At 66.8% G+C, this 16,096-nt stretch carries 17 protein-coding genes; 9 read left to right on the top strand and 8 right to left on the bottom strand.

Annotated elements, in window-relative coordinates:
* Window positions 1-70: 70 nt before the first annotated feature.
* From AC5Y4F_RS26460 to AC5Y4F_RS26445, 4 genes are all read right to left on the bottom strand, one after another.
* The gene (locus AC5Y4F_RS26460) at window positions 71-1,375 is read right to left on the bottom strand and encodes a calcium:cation antiporter family protein (protein ID WP_082947535.1); all 1,305 of its coding nucleotides are present in this window, start codon (window positions 1,373-1,375) and stop codon (window positions 71-73) included.
* A gap of 245 nt (window positions 1,376-1,620) precedes the next feature.
* Entirely contained in the window at window positions 1,621-2,439 is an 819-nt protein-coding gene (locus tag AC5Y4F_RS26455) for an SDR family NAD(P)-dependent oxidoreductase (protein ID WP_499999602.1), read from the bottom strand.
* Window positions 2,440-2,853, bottom strand: coding sequence for a nuclear transport factor 2 family protein (locus tag AC5Y4F_RS26450; protein ID WP_067933003.1), 414 nt, complete (start codon window positions 2,851-2,853; stop codon window positions 2,440-2,442). It lies immediately after the preceding gene.
* Window positions 2,850-3,893, bottom strand: coding sequence for a zinc-binding dehydrogenase (locus AC5Y4F_RS26445; RefSeq protein ID WP_067933001.1), 1,044 nt, complete (start codon window positions 3,891-3,893; stop codon window positions 2,850-2,852). The genes AC5Y4F_RS26450 and AC5Y4F_RS26445 overlap by 4 nt, the downstream gene beginning before the upstream one ends.
* Before the next feature lie 123 nt (window positions 3,894-4,016).
* On the opposite strand from AC5Y4F_RS26445, the gene AC5Y4F_RS26440 reads away from it, so the two are divergent.
* The 4 genes from AC5Y4F_RS26440 to AC5Y4F_RS26425 all read left to right on the top strand — a co-directional run bounded on the left by AC5Y4F_RS26440 (window position 4,017) and on the right by AC5Y4F_RS26425 (window position 8,102).
* Window positions 4,017-4,883 (top strand): helix-turn-helix domain-containing protein, encoded by an 867-nt coding sequence (locus AC5Y4F_RS26440; protein WP_499999600.1) that lies wholly within the window; start codon window positions 4,017-4,019, stop codon window positions 4,881-4,883.
* A gap of 96 nt (window positions 4,884-4,979) precedes the next feature.
* Window positions 4,980-6,368: an MmgE/PrpD family protein gene (locus tag AC5Y4F_RS26435; protein ID WP_499999623.1), complete on the top strand. Its 1,389-nt coding sequence runs from the start codon at window positions 4,980-4,982 to the stop codon at window positions 6,366-6,368.
* Between the two features lie 54 nt (window positions 6,369-6,422).
* Window positions 6,423-7,187 (top strand): DUF2127 domain-containing protein, encoded by a 765-nt coding sequence (locus AC5Y4F_RS26430; RefSeq protein ID WP_067933062.1) that lies wholly within the window; start codon window positions 6,423-6,425, stop codon window positions 7,185-7,187.
* 69 nt (window positions 7,188-7,256) lie between these two features.
* A complete protein-coding gene (locus AC5Y4F_RS26425; RefSeq protein ID WP_499999598.1) occupies window positions 7,257-8,102 on the top strand; it encodes an SDR family oxidoreductase in 846 nt (281 codons plus the stop codon).
* A gap of 335 nt (window positions 8,103-8,437) precedes the next feature.
* Here AC5Y4F_RS26425 and AC5Y4F_RS26420 read toward each other — a convergent pair whose 3' ends face one another.
* Window positions 8,438-9,088 carry a CGNR zinc finger domain-containing protein gene (locus AC5Y4F_RS26420; RefSeq protein WP_499999597.1) on the bottom strand — a complete coding sequence of 217 codons (651 nt, stop codon included), beginning with the start codon at window positions 9,086-9,088 and terminating at the stop codon, window positions 8,438-8,440.
* A gap of 86 nt (window positions 9,089-9,174) precedes the next feature.
* On the opposite strand from AC5Y4F_RS26420, the gene AC5Y4F_RS26415 reads away from it, so the two are divergent.
* Entirely contained in the window at window positions 9,175-9,870 is a 696-nt protein-coding gene (locus AC5Y4F_RS26415; protein ID WP_499999596.1) for an SDR family oxidoreductase, read from the top strand.
* Between the two features lie 251 nt (window positions 9,871-10,121).
* On the top strand, window positions 10,122-10,580 hold the full coding sequence (locus AC5Y4F_RS26410) for an SRPBCC family protein (protein WP_067932991.1): 459 nt from the start codon (window positions 10,122-10,124) through the stop codon (window positions 10,578-10,580).
* 26 nt (window positions 10,581-10,606) lie between these two features.
* On the opposite strand, the gene AC5Y4F_RS26405 is transcribed toward AC5Y4F_RS26410, so the two are convergent.
* From AC5Y4F_RS26405 to AC5Y4F_RS26395, 3 genes are all read right to left on the bottom strand, one after another.
* Window positions 10,607-11,347, bottom strand: a complete 741-nt coding sequence (locus AC5Y4F_RS26405) for a methyltransferase domain-containing protein (RefSeq protein ID WP_067932988.1) — start codon at window positions 11,345-11,347, stop codon at window positions 10,607-10,609.
* Between the two features lie 135 nt (window positions 11,348-11,482).
* On the bottom strand, window positions 11,483-12,859 hold the full coding sequence (gene lipJ, locus AC5Y4F_RS26400) for a bifunctional lipase/adenylate cyclase LipJ (protein WP_499999594.1): 1,377 nt from the start codon (window positions 12,857-12,859) through the stop codon (window positions 11,483-11,485).
* A gap of 40 nt (window positions 12,860-12,899) precedes the next feature.
* Window positions 12,900-13,517, bottom strand: coding sequence for a TetR/AcrR family transcriptional regulator (locus tag AC5Y4F_RS26395; RefSeq protein ID WP_067933058.1), 618 nt, complete (start codon window positions 13,515-13,517; stop codon window positions 12,900-12,902).
* Between the two features lie 184 nt (window positions 13,518-13,701).
* Here AC5Y4F_RS26395 and AC5Y4F_RS26390 point away from each other — a divergent pair, with 184 nt between their 5' ends.
* The 3 genes from AC5Y4F_RS26390 to AC5Y4F_RS26380 all read left to right on the top strand — a co-directional run bounded on the left by AC5Y4F_RS26390 (window position 13,702) and on the right by AC5Y4F_RS26380 (window position 16,027).
* Window positions 13,702-14,661, top strand: coding sequence for an oxygenase MpaB family protein (locus AC5Y4F_RS26390; protein WP_499999590.1), 960 nt, complete (start codon window positions 13,702-13,704; stop codon window positions 14,659-14,661).
* Between the two features lie 147 nt (window positions 14,662-14,808).
* On the top strand, window positions 14,809-15,573 hold the full coding sequence (locus AC5Y4F_RS26385; protein ID WP_067932983.1) for an SDR family oxidoreductase: 765 nt from the start codon (window positions 14,809-14,811) through the stop codon (window positions 15,571-15,573).
* A 226-nt stretch (window positions 15,574-15,799) separates the two neighbouring features.
* Window positions 15,800-16,027, top strand: a complete 228-nt coding sequence (locus AC5Y4F_RS26380) for a hypothetical protein (RefSeq protein WP_499999586.1) — start codon at window positions 15,800-15,802, stop codon at window positions 16,025-16,027.
* The last annotated feature ends 69 nt before the right edge of the window (window positions 16,028-16,096 follow it).

Here is a 16,096-nt window from a genome sequence, read left to right as displayed (position 1 = left end):
CGCCCAGTCGCTAAGGATAGGCCCCCCGCCGGGCCGAAGCGTGGGTATTGCCCGTTTGCTGGCGCCGGCGCTACGCGGGGTGGATGGGGTGTTGCGCGTTGTGGTGGGGGTGACCGCTGTGCCGAATGGCCGTGCCGAAGAACGGCGCCCTCAGCGTGGCGGCGATGTGGCGCCGGTTGATGACCAGCCCGGCGATGGCCACCGCTGTGTAGACACCGCAGAGCAGCAGCCGCCCCTCTGTCGAGAAGATCGGGAACTGAACCACGAACAACCCGAGTAGGGTGCACGCGGTCGCCCGGTGGAACCGCAGCGCCAGGATCAGCGCCACGCCCATCATCGTTTGGGTGGCGGTGAGCAGCACCTCCTCCACCTGGCGGGAATCCAGGAGCAGGGAGAACCCGCCCCCGCCCAGCAGGTGCGCGATCGGCAATGACCCGACCAGCAGGGTCCACTGATTGACCTTGGAGGAGATCAGGGTGGCGACGGCCGCCGTGCCCTTGCCCCTGGCGGCGAAGATGGTCGCGATGATGAATTCCGGTGCCTCGGAGGCCAGCGGCGCCAGCCATTGCACCAACAGGAAGCGATTGACGCCGAGTTCGGCGCCGGCGGCGACCAGATTGTCGGCAAACGGCTTGGCGCACAGCAGGATCACCGCGCCCGACACCAAGAACAGACCGATTACCGCGCCGCGCCGCCTGCCGTCGGGCAGGTCGCCCAGCGCGGCGGCGGTGCCGATCAGGTCGGGCTCTTCGACCTCACCGTGGCTGATCTTGTAGAGGTAGAACCCGAACCAGGCCAGCAACGCCAGCCCCAGCCCCAACTGGATCTGGCCGCTGGCCGGTATCACGAACGCGAGGACGCCGGCGATCAACAGGAATCCGAGTTCGACCCGGTTTGCTGGGTCCAGCGTCAAACCGGTGGGCTTCGCCGAGCCGGACTTGCGCGCGACCAGGATGCTCACCAGCACCACGACCGGCCAACCCAGACCCATCAACAACCGGTTGGACCCCGTCATGTTGGCGGCGGCGTATTGCGCGTAATCCGCGTTGTGACCGGATACGAACGCGTAATAAAGGTCGACGGCGTATTCGGGCAGCACCGCGATCAGGGCGAGCACCGCCGTGGCCAGTCCGCCGGAGACATCGATCTGCGCGGCCTCGGCTGCCCACGCCAGCAAGAAGCTGGCCGCCACCACCGCTGCCCCGAAGATCAGCAAGGCGAGCACCGCGCCCACATTCAGTCCGGCGCTGCGGACGACGACGGCCGGGACGACGAATGCGCCGGTGATCAATCCAGAACGGCTCAGTGTGCGACGCCGCCAGCTTGCCGTCGTCGAGACGGTGGCTGCGGGCCTGTCTGTGGCGAGCATCGTCATCCTTCGCGGGGTGGCGACCGGGTGGTTACTTGACTCGGTTGCCGTGGCGAACCGGTTACCCAAGCTACCCGCGGCGGGCACGGTCAGCAACGCACCGGGTGCGCCATGAAGCCGTATCCGCGGGCCTATATTTGCTGTACAGAGCACTACACACCAAGAGTTGGGCCGTCCTGATTTCGAACTTCGGCAAACCTCGCCACATCTGGTAGGACGCACAGCGAACGGTCGCGGTTCCCCTCGTGTTCCTACGCGTCCGGGCCCATGGCCGCGGCGGTGGCCTGGGCGAACAGCTCAACAGCCTGATTGCGGTCCAGCGAGGCCAGCAGCTGCGCGGCGGCGCGCATGGTGTCGCCCACTAGCAGGGTAGGGCCGTTGCCGAGGTTCTCGAATGCCTCGGCGATGACGTCGGACACGGCTGCGGCATCCGACGGGACCTCGTCGGGGGACGCGATCTGGCCGCGGCTGTATTCGAGTTCGCGCAGTGCCGGTGTGTCGGTCTTGCCCAGGATGAGGCCCAAGACGTGCACACCCTTGTCGTGCAGTTCGGCCCACAGCGCCTCGGCGAAGACCATGTCGAACGCCTTCGAGGCGCCGTAGGCGACCATGTTCGGTCCGCCGACCAGCCCAGCGCCGGAGCCGAAGATGACGATGCCGCCGCTGCCTCGCGCGACCATCGCGGGCGCGAAATGGTGGCACAGCTGCATGGGCACCATGCAGTTGCGCTGCACCATTGCTTCGGCGGCATCGATGGGATTGGCGAGGAACGGTTTGAAGTCGGGATCGGCGCCGGCGCAGTACACGAGCGTGCCGATCTCCAGGTCACCGGTTGCCTCGGCGACCGCCGCGGCCGCGCCGGGTTGGGCCAGATCAATTGCGACGGTGCGGGTTTGCACAGACGTCTTGGTCTCGATGTCGGCCGCGACGCGATCCAGAACGGCATGCCTGCGGGCCAGCAGTACCACGTTGACGCCGCGCTCGGCGAGCTGTTCGGCAAACGCCGCACCCACACCATCAGAGGCGCCGGCCACCAGCGCCCACGGCCCGTACTGCGCGGCGAATGTCATCTATCCGCCACCGACCGTGGTGATGCGGACCTGGGTGTAGCGCCGGCGGGCGATGCGCCACCCGACCGGGGTGCGGACCATATCGTCGTCGTAGAAACCGATGGCATTGACCCCGGAGTTGTTGTCGCCGGCCATGATCAGGCCGTCGATGTACGTGCGTGCAGTCGCGGTGTCGCCGTCGAGCGTGATGGCCTGGTTGGACAGCCGGTGCAGCGTGTGCCCAGCCAGGGCGTGCACCTGCTCCATGAAGTCGGTCACCGCATCGACGCCGCTCCAGGTCCCGATCTCGCCGTAGTCCAGCTGGCAGTCGTCGGTGAAGACGGTGCGAAACAGCGGCCAGTCGCGCCGGTCGATCCCGGTCGCATAGCGCACCAGCAGTTCGCTGATGTCTTGCCGGTCATCGCGTTCGCTCACTGGGCGTCTCGATTCGGGCGGACGACGATCCGGGGCGGCCCGTCGGACCTGCGGGCCTGGGCGAGGGCATCGGGCACCTCGTCGAGGCCGATGATCTTGCCGATGCTCGGCAGCGGATCCAGCCGGCCCGCCACGATTGCGTCGAGTGTGCCGTACCAGTCCTGCGGGTGCGGGCCACCGCCGAACTGAATGGTCACACCCTGGCGGGTGGCGGTGGTGATGTCGAGGGTGTCGCCGGTGTACCAGCCGCCCGCGCAGTAGATGCGCGTGCCCATTTCGGCCGATTCGACCAACTTCTGAATCAGCCCGGACGCGCCCACGCATTCGAATACGACCGCCGGCCCGGGCAATCCGCGTTGCGCGCGTATCTCGTTGAACGCGTCGAACGGGGATTTGTCCTTCGGATCGACGAGGATGTGCGCGCCGAAGCGGTCACGGGCCAGCTGGCGCCGGTCGGATTTGTAGTCGGCGACGACGATGGGCTCAACGCCGCGGCCGGCCAGGGCCGCGACGGCCGAGAGCCCGATCGCTCCGGCTCCGATGACGATGGGGATCTCTCCGTGTTGCAGTTGCGCCGAGCGCACGTAGAACTCGCCGACGGCGAACGCGTCGGTCAATGCCACGGCGTCGCTGGACACCTCGCCCGGGACGGGCTTGGCCGCGACCTCCGAAACCACCAGCAGCTCAGCGAAACTGCCCTGGGCGTCGGGATGCTGACCGATGATGCGCATTCCGCCGGCGCCGCCGTCGATTAGGCGCACCGGCATGGCCGTCACCCGGGCGCCGACGTCGAACTCGTCGGTGCAGCCGGGTCCGTGTCCGACAACCTCGCCGACGAATTCGTGGCCCAGCACGGTGTCGCGCTCGGTGTCATACAGCGAGCGGCCGGTCGGGTCATCGATGGCGAGTTCGGGATGATCCATGAAGTGCACGTCGGACGCGCAGATTGCGGTGCTCAGCGTACGCAGCAACAACTCACCCGGACCCGGCTCGGGGTCCTGCGTCTCGCGAACCTGTAACAGGCCGTCCCTCAACACCACCGCGCGCAATATCTAACTTTCTCGAATAATCGATATAAGATCTCGAATGTTCGTCCAACTGTAGAAACGCCGTCGCAAGGGAGTCAAGCGATTCGCGGATCGCCATCAGCGCCGACCGCCCGGGTGCTCGATGTCGTCGAGCTGCTGGCGCGGTCGCCAAACGCGCGCCTGCGCTTCTCCGACGTGGTGCGCGAGCTGGCTCTCACCCAAGCGACCGCACACGCGATTCTGAAGACGTTGTGCGACCGCGGTTGGGCGAGCCGCGATCCGGTCGCGAAGACGTTCGCCCTCGGCCCCGCGCTCGCGGTGGTGGCCGCCCGCACGGACACCGCCCGGCCGCTCGCGCATGCGGCGCGATCCGCGGCACTGCGACTGTCCCGCGGAGTCGGCTACGCCTGCTCGGTGGTTGAGAAGTTCGGTGAATCGTTGGTGGTCACCGCCTTTGAAGGTGAACCCGCCACGCAGCCGTCGGGGATACCTGGTGATCGCATTCCGTACGCGCCGCCGTTCGGTGTCGCAATGGCGGCGTGGGACACCGAGGCGCAACAGCGCGCGTGGATCCGGCGGGGTGCGGGCGACAATGCCGAGCGCACCCAGCGCCTGCAACAGGTGTTGGCGCATACGCGCGAACGGGGATTCGACGTGGACTGGACGACGCCGGCGCTCGCGCAGGCGGTGCAGGTGGTCGGCACGTTGGACAGCAGCGACATGCCGACCCCGGTGCGTCACATCATGGATCAGCTGCGGGTCGAGTTCACCACCATCGGTTTCCTGTCCGACGACAACCCGGGCCGGCGCAAGCAACCCGTGGTGACCATCGCCGCGCCGGTTTTCGACGACCGGGGCCGCGTCGCCCTGATGGTGGCCGTGCACCCGCTGTGCGCGCTCGGTGCGCGACAGATCCGCGACATCGGGAAACGCCTGACCGACGAGACCGTCGCGCTCAGCGGATCGGCACCGCAACCGGCCGCGGTCGATACCGCCATGTAGGTCGCCGCGCACGAGGTCTGACGGGATTGGCCGTGGCCCGCTGGTGTCGGGGTAGCCTCGCTTGGGAGGCGAAAAGTGGTGGCACATAGCTACGTTGTGGACGAGCTGGCCGATTTCGTCGTCGGCGCGCAGCCGGCAGATCTGAGCGAGCGGGCGCGCGCACTGTTGAAACGCAACGTGCTCGACAGCATCGCGTGCGCCGTCGGCTCGCTGGACGGGGAGCTCGTCCCCACCATTCGTGACCACACCGCCCAATTCGGTGGCGCCCCGACGGCCACGCTGGTCGGCGGTGGGCGAGCATCGGTGGACCAGGCCGCGTTCTTCAACGCGGTCCTGGTGCGCTATCCCGATCTGCTCGACACCTACCTGGCCGTGGGCGGACTCTGCCATCCCGCCGATAACTTCGGCGCAGTTCTGGCCGTGGCCGAGCACACCGGCGCCGGGGGAGCCGACTTCCTGCTCGCGCTGGCGGTCGCCTACGAGATCCAATGCCGTTTCAGCGCACGGGTTCCCGTGATGGCCCGCGGCCTCAACCACGCCCTGCAGCTGTCCATGTCGGTTGCGGCGGGCAGCGCGAAGCTATTGGGACTGAGCGCCGGACAGACCGCCAACGCCATCGCGGCGGCGGCGGCCGACAATGTGTCGCTGGCGACGGTCCATGCCGAACCGGTGTCGAACTGGAAGGGCATCTCGCCGGCGATCACCGGCATGCGTGCCGTGTACACGACGATGCTGGCCGCGCGTGGCATCACCGGACCCAAGTCGCTGTTCGAAGGCCCGCACGGGTTGGTGCAGCTGTTCGACCAGCCCATCGATCTTCAAGCCGCCGACCGGAGCCTCACCTGCGTCGAGCAGACCTACTTGAAGCAGTACTGCTCACTCATCCACGGCCAGGTCGTCATCGACGCGGTTCTGGCCGTGCGCAGCGAGAACGGTTTGCGCGGTGCAGATGTGACGCGGGTGATCCTCGAGGTGTTTCAGGGAGCATACGACTTCGCCGGCGGGGGTGCGTATGGCGACAAAGAACATCCGACCACCAAGGAGCAGGCCGACTACAACCTCAAGTACCTGACCGCGGTCGCCCTGATCGATGGTGGCGTGGGCCCCGAACAGCTTGAGAATGACCGGGTTTCGCGCCACGACGTGCAAGATCTGTTGTCGCGGGTGGAGGTCGACGTCGCCGACGACCTGACCGCCGACTACCCGCAGCGCACCGCGGCGCGGGTGCACGTGATTACGACCGACGGGCGCAGATTCAGCCGCGAACAGTCCGATTACGAGGGATCACCCACCCGTCCGATGTCCTGGGAACGCGTCGTGGACAAGTTCGGCTGGCTCGCCGAACCCTTCTGCGACGAGGCGCTGGGTGACGACATCGTCGCCGCGGTCGCGCGGCTCGACGAGATCTCCGTCACCGAGCTCGCCGGACTCCTCGGGTCGGTGCGCCCCACCGCTCGGTGCGCGCGCAGCAAGCCGCGCTTTTGACCCACGATGCGCGCCCCCTTGCGTGGGCGACCGTCCGCCATGAATGATCCCGCCATGGGCAAAGAACACCGCCGCAACCGGTGGGAGCTGGTCACTTGCGCGGTAGCCGGCCACGCCACCTACGCACCCGACGAGAAGTCACTCGCCGACCGCCTGAGCGGCAGCACCGGGCTGGGCGAAGTGTGGCGCTGCTTGCGGTGCGGCGAATTCACCGTCGGCGAGCCGCACGGACGCGGCCGCGCCGAAGATGCGCCGATGATCATGCGCGGCAAGGCCTTACGCCAGGCCATCATCATTCGCGCATTGGCGGTGGAACGTGTGTTGCGGGCGGTGGTGATTGCGCTGGCGGCCTACGCAGTGTGGAAGTTTCGGGGGGCGCGCGGCGCCATCCAGGCCACCCTCGATCGCGACCTGCCGATCTTCCGCACCGCCGGATTCAAGGTCGATCAGATGACCATCGTGCACGAACTGGAGAAGGCGCTGGCCGCCAAGCCATCCACCCTGACCCTGCTGACCTTGGCGCTGGTGGGTTACGCGCTGATCGAGGTCGTCGAAGGCGTTGGCTTGTGGTTGCTCAAGCGCTGGGGCGAATACTTCGCGGTGATAGCCACCTCGGTCTTCTTGCCGCTCGAGATCCACGACCTGGCCAAGGGCATCACCATGACCCGGGCGGTGACCTTCACCATCAATGTCGCCGCGGTGATCTACCTGTTGGTCTCGAAACGCTTATTCGGGCTGCGGGGCGGGCGCAAGGCCTACGACGAGGAACGACGCGGCGAACAGTTGCTCGACGTCGAGAAGGCCGCGGCGGCGAACTGATCCCACCCGGGCACCGCCCGCCGGAGCGGTCCGTTTCCCGGGCATACTGCCCAGAGAACGGAGGAATCAATGGGGACCTATGCCGTTACCGGCTCGGCTTCGGGGATGGGCCGCGAGACCGCCGCGCGCCTTCGGCGCAATGGGCACAGCATCATCGGTGTCGACATCAAGGACGCCGATATCATCGCCGACCTGTCGACACCCGATGGACGTAAAGCGGCGGCCGACGGTGTCCTGGCGGCCGCGGGCAACAGACTCGACGGTGCCGTCCTGGCGGCCGGCCTGGGGCCCAGCCCCGGTCGCGATCGTATTCGAAAGATCGCCGCGGTCAACTACTTCGGGGTCGTCGAATTGCTCGCCGCCTGGCGTTCCGCGCTGGCTGCCGCCGAACGCGCGAAAGTCGTTGTTGTCGCCAGTAACTCGACGACGACGATACCTGCGGTGCCCCGCCGGGCGGTCAAAGCGCTGCTTGCCCACGACGCGGACAAGGCGGTGCGAACGGTTCGCCTATTAGGTCCGGCGGCGCCGACGATGATGTACGGGGCGTCCAAGATCGCAGTCAGCCGATGGGTGCGGCGGCACGCAGTGCTTTCGGAATGGGCCGGGTCGGGCGTGCGCCTGAATGCGTTGTCGCCCGGCGCAATCATGACACCGCTTCTGCAGGAACAATTATCGAACCCAAGGCAGGCGAAGGCGGTCCGGTCGTTTCCCGTCCCCCTCGGTGGCTTCGGTGACCCGGGGCACATGGCGGACTGGATGTGTTTCATGCTCTCGGATGCCGCCGATTTTCTGTGCGGCAGTGTAGTGTTCGTGGACGGCGGTACCGACGCGTATTTCCGCCCCAACGACTGGCCCAAAGCGATACCGGCACACCGATTGCCGGGTTATCTGCGCCGGTTCAAGGGTTTTCACTAAACGCACTGTCGCGTGCCTTTCGTTGCGTCACGGATGTGCCGTGCGCCACAAAAAGGTTTTCGTGACGTTTACCGCGGCGCGGCGCCACCGTAAAACGGCGGCGGTGCAATTGACTGAGTCGGCGCACATGCCGAAAAAGCAAAGGAATCAACCGTGGCCACACTTCCGGCCTGGGTCAGCCAGGCTCCCGCAACTTTCGACGGAGTCGCGCCGCTAAAGGCGCACGCCGTCCATGTAGTGCACGCGGTGCTCAGAAGCAAGCGGCGACCGGCGACCACGAGGCCGCGCCTGATGGCCAAAGGCGCCGAACGCTGTTGACGGCCCAGGCAGACGTCCTACCGGGACCGGGGATCCGGCTTGTCACTGTTGGTATCGCTCACTTTTGGCCGAATGCCTGCCTGCACCGCCCGCTCGCGTTCGCGCCGCCGGGCCCGGGAGACGCGCAGATTGACGGCGTTGCCGCAGGTTTTGACGTCGTGCCACACTCCGCTGTTGTTCTTCGAACGGTCGTAGAACGTTGACCCGCACCGGTGGTTGTGGCATCGCTTGATCCGCCGCCACGTGCCGGCTTGCTGGCTCAACAAAATCTCGCCCCACAGCGCCGACGCTAGCCAGCGCCAACCGCCGCCGCTGGGATGCAGCCGGATCTCACCGGAATCAGACACCGTGAACGATGCGGTGACACCCCGGGTGCCCCGCCCACTCGGCGGTTCGCCGGCCACCAGCTGCTCGATCGTGGCACGCAAGCCGCGAAGCTTATCCAAATCCGCGTAGCTCAGCTCGGGTGGCTGCAGATCCACGCCGCGGGCGACCGACCACGCCCGCACCGCGTTGCGCGCCCAGTCGCCGGCGAGCAGCGGGTCGGCCAGCAGGTCAGGTCCGTACCCGTCGATAGCCCTCGTGTTGAGGAAGTCCTGGACCAGGCCGAGGCCTCCGGGCGCTGTGGCACAGCCGTATCGCTGTGACGCGCCCCACGGTAGAGACATACCCAAATACTACTTGCCTATGTCGAGACCGTCAATTATGGTGACGTAGGTGAAATCACTTTACCTAGGTCAAAGGGAGTAGGGTCATGGTCAATGTGAAGGGATCGACGGTTGTCGTCACCGGTGGACAGCGCGGGCTCGGCAAGGCCATCGTCGCGGAGTTGTTGGAACGAGGCGCGGCGAAGGTCTACGCCACCGCCCGGGTGCCCCAGCCCAGTCGGGACCCGCGCGTGGTCAGCGTCGAACTGGATGTCACCAAGCCGGATTCGGTGGCCGCTCTAGCGGCCAGGGCGTCGGACGCCGACATCGTCATCAACAATGCCGGCGTGCTGGGCGCGCGCAGCCTGCTCGCCAGCGACATCGAAGAGGTACGAGCGGTCTTCGAGACGAATTACTTCGGCGCGCTGCGCGTGGCCAAGGCGTTCGCACCGATCCTGGCCGAAAACGGTGGCGGGGCATTGGTCGACATCGCCTCGATCCTGTCCTGGATGCCAGGATCCGGTGGGTACGGCGATTCCAAGGCCGCATTGTGGTCGACGACCAATTCGCTGCGGATCGAACTCGAGAAGCAGGGCACCCTGGTCGTTGCCGCCCACCTCGGCTTTACCGATACCGATATGACTTCCGGCTTCGACGCACCCAAGAACGATCCGCGCCAGGTGGCCCGCGCGATCGTCGACGGCATCGAAGGGGACGACACCGAAGTGCTGGCCGACGACGACACCCGTTACGTCAAGGCGGCGCTCTCCGGACCGGTCGAGGCGCTGCCCCGGATGGGATGAACCGAGTGGAGGCCTGGAGGTCTGTCCGAAGGCAGAACCGTGGTGCGACGCTGGGTCAAGAACCCCTGTGCGGTCGCTCCACTTGTTCGGAGCTCGGGAGTGGGCTCGTTGCACTTCGGACAGACCACCGGGTCATCTCGGCAATGCCACCGTCGCACGCGTCCGGCGAACCCTGCGACGGCCAAAAGTCCTCAGAGCCCCGGCCCAATGTCACCGCCACAACACCTCGCTGGACGTGTTTGGATAGCGACATGCCCGATACGGAACTCGATCGCATGGTGAGCGCCACCCGCGTGATGTCGGCGAACGCCGCCCGGATTTTCGAACTGATCGCCGACCCGTCCCGCCAACCGAGCTGGGACGGCAACAACAACTTGGCCTCGTCCGCTGCCGGCCAGCGCGTTCATCGGGTGGGTGACATCTTCGAGACAACGCTGACCAACGGCGCGGTGCGCGAGAACCACGTCACCGAGTTCGTGGAGGGTAGCAAAATCGCTTGGCGCCCAGCCGAGCCCGGCAAGCAGCCACCGGGCCACCTGTGGCGGTGGGAGCTCAGTCCGGTCAACGCCGAACTCACCACGGTGACCCACACCTACGACTGGACGGCGCTCACCGACCCCAACCGCATCGCAAAAGCCCGTGCGACGACCGCCGACATGCTGCGCGAGTCGATGGACCGGCTCGCCGTGCTGGCGCAATCGCCGGAATAGGCCCGCCGCCGGAAACGCCTTGCGATTCAGCCCTTCTTACCGCGCACCCACTGGAACGTGCCCAAATTCTTCACCCTGATGCTCGCAAAACCGTTGTCTTCGAGCGCATCACCGATCTCGTCGTCATCGAACGCGTGCGCCCCGACGTTCGGCAGCAACTGCCAATAGCGGGCCAAGCGCCCGGCGGTCGGGACCATGACGGCCAGCCTGCCGCCGGGCCGCAGCACGCGCGCGATCTCGGCGAGGGCGGCCGCCGGATCCGGCACCAATTGCAGCACCGCGGTCGACACTGCCACGTCAATGGTGCTGTCCCGCAGCGGAAGCCGCTGCGCATCGGCCTTGATGAAACCGACCTGCGGGCCGGCCTCATTGCGGACAGCTCGCGCAAGCATCGGCTCGGAGATATCGACTCCGAGGGCCAGCCCTTCGGGACCGGCGGCACGTGCCAGCGACGCGGTGACGTTGCCCGGTCCAGAGCCGACGTCCAGCGCGACACCGCCCTGCGGGACCTGCAACCACTCCAGCGGCAGTTGCCATGCGCTGATCCAGCGCCGGGAAAGCGCTTGGGCGTTGTCGTAGAGCATCGATCCGATCGGTGAGGCCCACGCCGCCTGGATCGGGCCGGTGTTCTTCTCGACTACGCCGTGCTTGTCGGCGCCGAGCAGGTCAAGATAGCCGCGGCTCACGTCGGGATCGGCCGGCGGGTCGACGAGCAGGTCCAGCGCCCGCCGAAGCGCCGGAGGCAGCCAGGTGTGCACGTCCGTCATGCGTACTCCTTAGATCAAATCTCAAGCTAGGCACCAGAAATCAAATGGAAAGCCCCGAAGCCTCGGCCCTGAGTCCCCGTCCGCAGCCTACGCCGAGGGCCACGACGCTTCGACCGCGGTGATTTGTCGATCGGGTTACCGGTGCACGACGGCGTGCTCACGGACCAGGGCGTACAGCCGCCAGTAACCCGGGACGCCCTTGAGCGCGGTCTCACCGCGGTCGCCGAACCGGTGCCGCGACCCGGTGACGATGTCGCGCAACGTGGAAGACACCAGTACCTCACTGGGCCCCGCGAGCGCCGCCACCCGCGCGCCGATGTGCACGGCCATGCCCGCGACGTCCGCTCCGCGCATCTCGACTTCACCGGCGTGAATGCCGACCCGCACCTCGATGCCCAGAACGTGAACGGCGTCCACGATGGCGTCGGCGCACGCGATCGCCGCGCTTGGGCTGCTGAACGTCGCGACGAATCCGTCTCCGGCCGTGTTGACTTCGCGGCCGCCGAACCGCTGCAGCTCGTGGCGCACGATCGTGTCGTGGTTGTCCAGCAGGTCGCGCCAGTGGTGATCACCCAGCGCCGCGGCGCGCTGGGTGGAGCCCACGATGTCGGTGAACATGATGGTGGTGAGCAGCCGCTCGGCGTCGGAACCACCGCGCACCCCGGTGATGAACTCCTCGATCTCGTCGAGCATCGGCGCGGTCTCGCCCACCCAGTACAGGGCGTCCGCTCCGGGCAGTTCGACCAGGCGCGAGCCGGGGATGCGCTCGGCCATGTAGTGCGCGTGCTCGACGGGGCTGAAGGCAGGGTTGTCGCGATGCAGGATCAGCGTCGGCACGCTGACGCGCGGCAGCCTGTCGCGGACGTCGCCCTCCCGGACCTTGTTGATGAACGCACGCGCCATGCTCGGTGACGCGCCCCGGTTGCCGGCCATGTCCCACCACGAGCGGAATGCGTCGTCGTCTGCAACAGAGGGCGCGATGATGCCGAGCATGTCGAAACCCTGCTCGACGGCGTCCGGCTCCATTCCGACCGACGTGAATCGGTCGGCGTCGTCGAGCTCGGCCCCGATGGGGTAGTCGGGACCCCGCAGCGTTCGTGCCGCGCCGTTGGCTATGACGAGGCTGTTGACCCGGTCTGCGTGGTCGACCGCGAGAACCACACCGGCCAGCGTGGTGAAACCCGGGGCGAAGACCGTGGCTCGCTCGCAACCCACCGCGTTCATGACCGCGAGCGCATCCTGTGCCCACGATTCCGGGCCGAGCATGTCCAGCGAGGGAACCCGGGACGACAGGCCGATCCCGCGCTGATCGAAGCGGATCACTCGGCAGAACGACGCGAGCCGGCGGTGAAAGCGGTACATCGAGGGCTCGAGGTCGACACAGTCGATCGGGATCAGCGGGCCCGGCAGCACGAGCAGGTCCATCGGGCCATCGCCGAAGACCTGATAGGCGATGTCGATCTCGCCGCAACTGGCATACCGGGTCCGCGGAGCCGCAGAACTCCCAGCCACGGCTCAAGGCTAGTTCAGGATGCCGACAATTTGAGCGCCGTTAGCGGCCCGGCTTGCGGCTGATGATGGGCACCAGATAACGGGCGGCGTACTCGCGAACCGCGGCGGTGTCCGAGATGTCGAGCCGGTCGGTGGGAAAGACGATGATGCCAAGGGCGACGCGAAGCAGTATGTCGGCGATGTTGTCCAGGTCGGATTGAGGAAGCTCAGCGCCGCAGCGGCGCAGGGTGTGCGCGATTCCGTCGGCGAATTGGAGAATCGGGAAGGCCTGGGACCGGGAGAACATGCCGAGCAGTTCGGGTTCGCTTTCGGCGATCCGCGAATACAGCGGTGAGTCCTGGACCAGGCGCACCCCGAGCGCGAAGGCCTCGATCACGGCCTGTTGCGGGTCACAGCCCGTCGTCGCGTGGTCCAGGGTGACGAAGAATAGGCCCGCCTCGCGGCGCACCACCTGAGCGAACAGGTTCTCCTTGGTCGGAAAGCGACGGTAGATGGTGCTGCGGCTGACCCCGGCCCGCGCGGCGACGTCGTCGATGTTGGCGCGTCGCACCCCGTAGGTCTCGAACACGCTTCGCGCGGTGTCCAGGATGGTGCGATCCAGATCGGTGAGCGCCTCGGCGGCAGCAGAGGCAGAGGCAGAGCCCGGTTCGGACTGCATGATTGGCGGCATCGTATCAACTCTTCGGCATCGCTTACCGCCGGCTTTCGGGCGTCGGGACCCCGCGATGGGCAACGGTGGTGAGCCCCTGTAGGCTGTTGGAACAAAGATACGACTTTGTGTCATCGATTCATACTGGTAGGCGGCCCTGACGATGCAGCGCCGGTGCGACGAGGAGGTGGGCATGACCGTCCAGAACGACGAGTCGGCCGCCGCAACCGCTGGCTTGCGTTTCGACACCGGCGTTCGCGAAGCGATGCCCATGCCGATCGACGACGAGATCGCCGAATCCGGCCCGCGGCTGGGGCCGGATTCGTTGATCTGGAAATTTTACGGGGACATTCGCACCCAGCTCTTCGGGTTCCAGCGCACCGCGGGGGTGGAGAACTGCATCGAGCAGCTGGCCCAGGGCGTGCTGGACCACTCGGTGATCTTCAGTGACACGCTGGGCCGGGCCAAGCGGACCGCGCCGCCTTTGATGAACACCGTCTATTCCGACGAGCCCCACGAGTGGGGCCGCAAGGTGCGCGACTTCCACAAAACGATCAAGGGCACCATCAGCGACGGCTCGCGGTATCACGCGCTGAATCCGGAACTGTTCTACTGGGCGCACGCCAGCTTCGTCGACCAGGTCATCTACAACACCGACACGTTCATCCGCCGGCTGTCTGACGCCGAGAAGGAACAAATCTTCAACGAGGGCAAGCTCTGGTACGGGCTGTACGGCGTCAGCGACCGCGGACAACCGCAGACGTACGGCGACTTCGTGGCCTACTGGGACGAGATGCTCGACCGGTTCGTCCCGCACAAGACCGTCCTGTACGGCACCGGCTACATCCGCAAGGGCATACCGGGTCCGCGCCGGATTCCCAAGCCGGTCTGGAAGGTCCTATCGGCGCCACTGAACGCCTACACCCGGCTGGTGGTGGTCGGAACCCTGCCGCCGCAGATGCGCGCGGTGTGCCAGCTGCACTGGGATGCCAAGAAGGAGAAGCGTTTCCAGCGTCTCGCCGCGGCCATCCGCGCGCTCAACCCGCTGCTCAACCGGCTGCCCGTCCGAGTGCTCTACACAAGCTGGGCCGCCGCCGCGTGGCAGCGAGCGGGCGTCGACCCGCGCCGGCTGCACCACCGCCCGGCCGCGTAACCGAACCGTCAGGGGCCGCATTTGTCGTGACAGCGCCCGGGCGCATAGGGCATCGTGGTTAGCCGGCTCCGCATTGGGGCATTCGGCTCTGTCGGCCAGATGGCCGGTCGAGCGAGCCGTGGCAGGCGACCCCGAAGGAGAACCGCGATGCAGATGACGGGCAATACCGTTCTGGTCACCGGTGGCGGCAGCGGCATCGGCCGTGGTCTGGCGGAATCTTTCCACCGGCTGGGCAACCAGGTGATCATCGCCGCCCGGCGCAGCGACCACCTACGGGCCGTGGCGGAGGCCAACCCGGGTATGCAGACCCTGTCGCTGGATCAGGGCGACGCCGCCGACATCCGCCGATTCGCCACCCAGCTGACCGACCACTACCCCGACCTGAACGTACTGGTCAACAACGCCGGGATTCAGCGGGTCGAGGACCTGACAGGTAGCAACGTCGGCTTGGCCGAACAGAGCATCGCCATCAATCTGCTGGGCCCCATCCGGCTTACCTCGGCACTGCTGCCGGCGCTGCTGCGCAAGCCGCACGCCACCGTCCTGAACGTGACGTCCGGGCTGGCCTTCATGCCCAGCGCGCTCACCCCGACGTACTGCGCCGCCAAGGCGGCGCTGCACTCCTACACCGAATCGCTGCGGTTCCAGCTCCGTGACACCTCGGTGCAGGTGATCGAGATCATTCCGCCACACGTGCAGACCGCGCTGCAGGGCGAGCGGGGATTCGACCCGCGGGCGATGCCACTGGAGGATTACATCACCGAGACGATGACGCTGCTGCAGACGCAGCCCGACGCCAAGGAGATCGTGGTGGAGCGCGTCAAGATGTTCCGGTTCGCCGAACGCGACGGCACCTACGACGACATCTATCCGCGTTTCAACGAGGCGATCACGGCCATACTCGGCAGTTAGGCCGTGCTGAACATCGCATCGACGCACATGAAACTCTCTGTGAAATAAGGCGATTAGGTGACGTGAGGGCGTGACCACACGCCTTTCTTGGCGGCCAAAGCCGTCGGGTCAGTCCCGCCACTCGGCGCCGATCAGGTGGTCGCCGATCTCGGCGACGGCTTATGCGGCGTTGCGCCCGGCCGTATGACCGAACCCAACGTGGACAAACTCAACCTCGAGCCCGTGTGTGGGTGTCGGCCTGGTCGCGCGAGGCCGGGTGGGTGCCGCTGCGGCATTCGCTGGTGTCACGGCGATCACCGGCGACGCGACGCTGATCGACCCCCTGGTGGCCGAGCCGACCGTCGGCAATGTCTACTGCGGGCACCATCCGACGTGGCTGCATGCGCCGCAACTTCCGCACGACGGATTTCTGGCCGACGCCATGATGCGCAGCACGGGCTTCATCAGGGATTAGTCGCGGTAGCGGTTCGCCGGTTACTCTCCGAAGCCGCCGTGCGGCGAGGCGACCGACGGTGCGGCGGGG

The organism is Mycobacterium sp. NGS56 (assembly GCF_059812425.1).
Note: the sequence above shows the minus strand (reverse complement) of the source record. Positions and strands in the feature narration are given on the sequence as shown.

Bases quoted from the DNA above. Each gene is read 5' to 3' on its own strand.
- AC5Y4F_RS26395 (WP_067933058.1), bottom strand. From the start codon at position 13,517: ATGCAGTCCGAACCGGGCTCTGCCTCTGCCTCTGCTGCCGCCGAGGCG.
- AC5Y4F_RS26455 (WP_499999602.1), bottom strand. From the start codon at position 2,439: ATGACATTCGCCGCGCAGTACGGGCCGTGGGCGCTGGTGGCCGGCGCC.
- AC5Y4F_RS26420 (WP_499999597.1), bottom strand. From the start codon at position 9,088: ATGTCTCTACCGTGGGGCGCGTCACAGCGATACGGCTGTGCCACAGCG.
- AC5Y4F_RS26405 (WP_067932988.1), bottom strand. From the start codon at position 11,347: ATGACGGACGTGCACACCTGGCTGCCTCCGGCGCTTCGGCGGGCGCTG.
- AC5Y4F_RS26390 (WP_499999590.1), top strand. From the start codon at position 13,702: ATGACCGTCCAGAACGACGAGTCGGCCGCCGCAACCGCTGGCTTGCGT.
- AC5Y4F_RS26430 (WP_067933062.1), top strand. From the start codon at position 6,423: ATGGGCAAAGAACACCGCCGCAACCGGTGGGAGCTGGTCACTTGCGCG.
- AC5Y4F_RS26410 (WP_067932991.1), top strand. From the start codon at position 10,122: ATGCCCGATACGGAACTCGATCGCATGGTGAGCGCCACCCGCGTGATG.
- AC5Y4F_RS26425 (WP_499999598.1), top strand. From the start codon at position 7,257: ATGGGGACCTATGCCGTTACCGGCTCGGCTTCGGGGATGGGCCGCGAG.
- AC5Y4F_RS26460 (WP_082947535.1), bottom strand. From the start codon at position 1,375: ATGACGATGCTCGCCACAGACAGGCCCGCAGCCACCGTCTCGACGACG.
- AC5Y4F_RS26415 (WP_499999596.1), top strand. From the start codon at position 9,175: ATGGTCAATGTGAAGGGATCGACGGTTGTCGTCACCGGTGGACAGCGC.
- AC5Y4F_RS26385 (WP_067932983.1), top strand. From the start codon at position 14,809: ATGCAGATGACGGGCAATACCGTTCTGGTCACCGGTGGCGGCAGCGGC.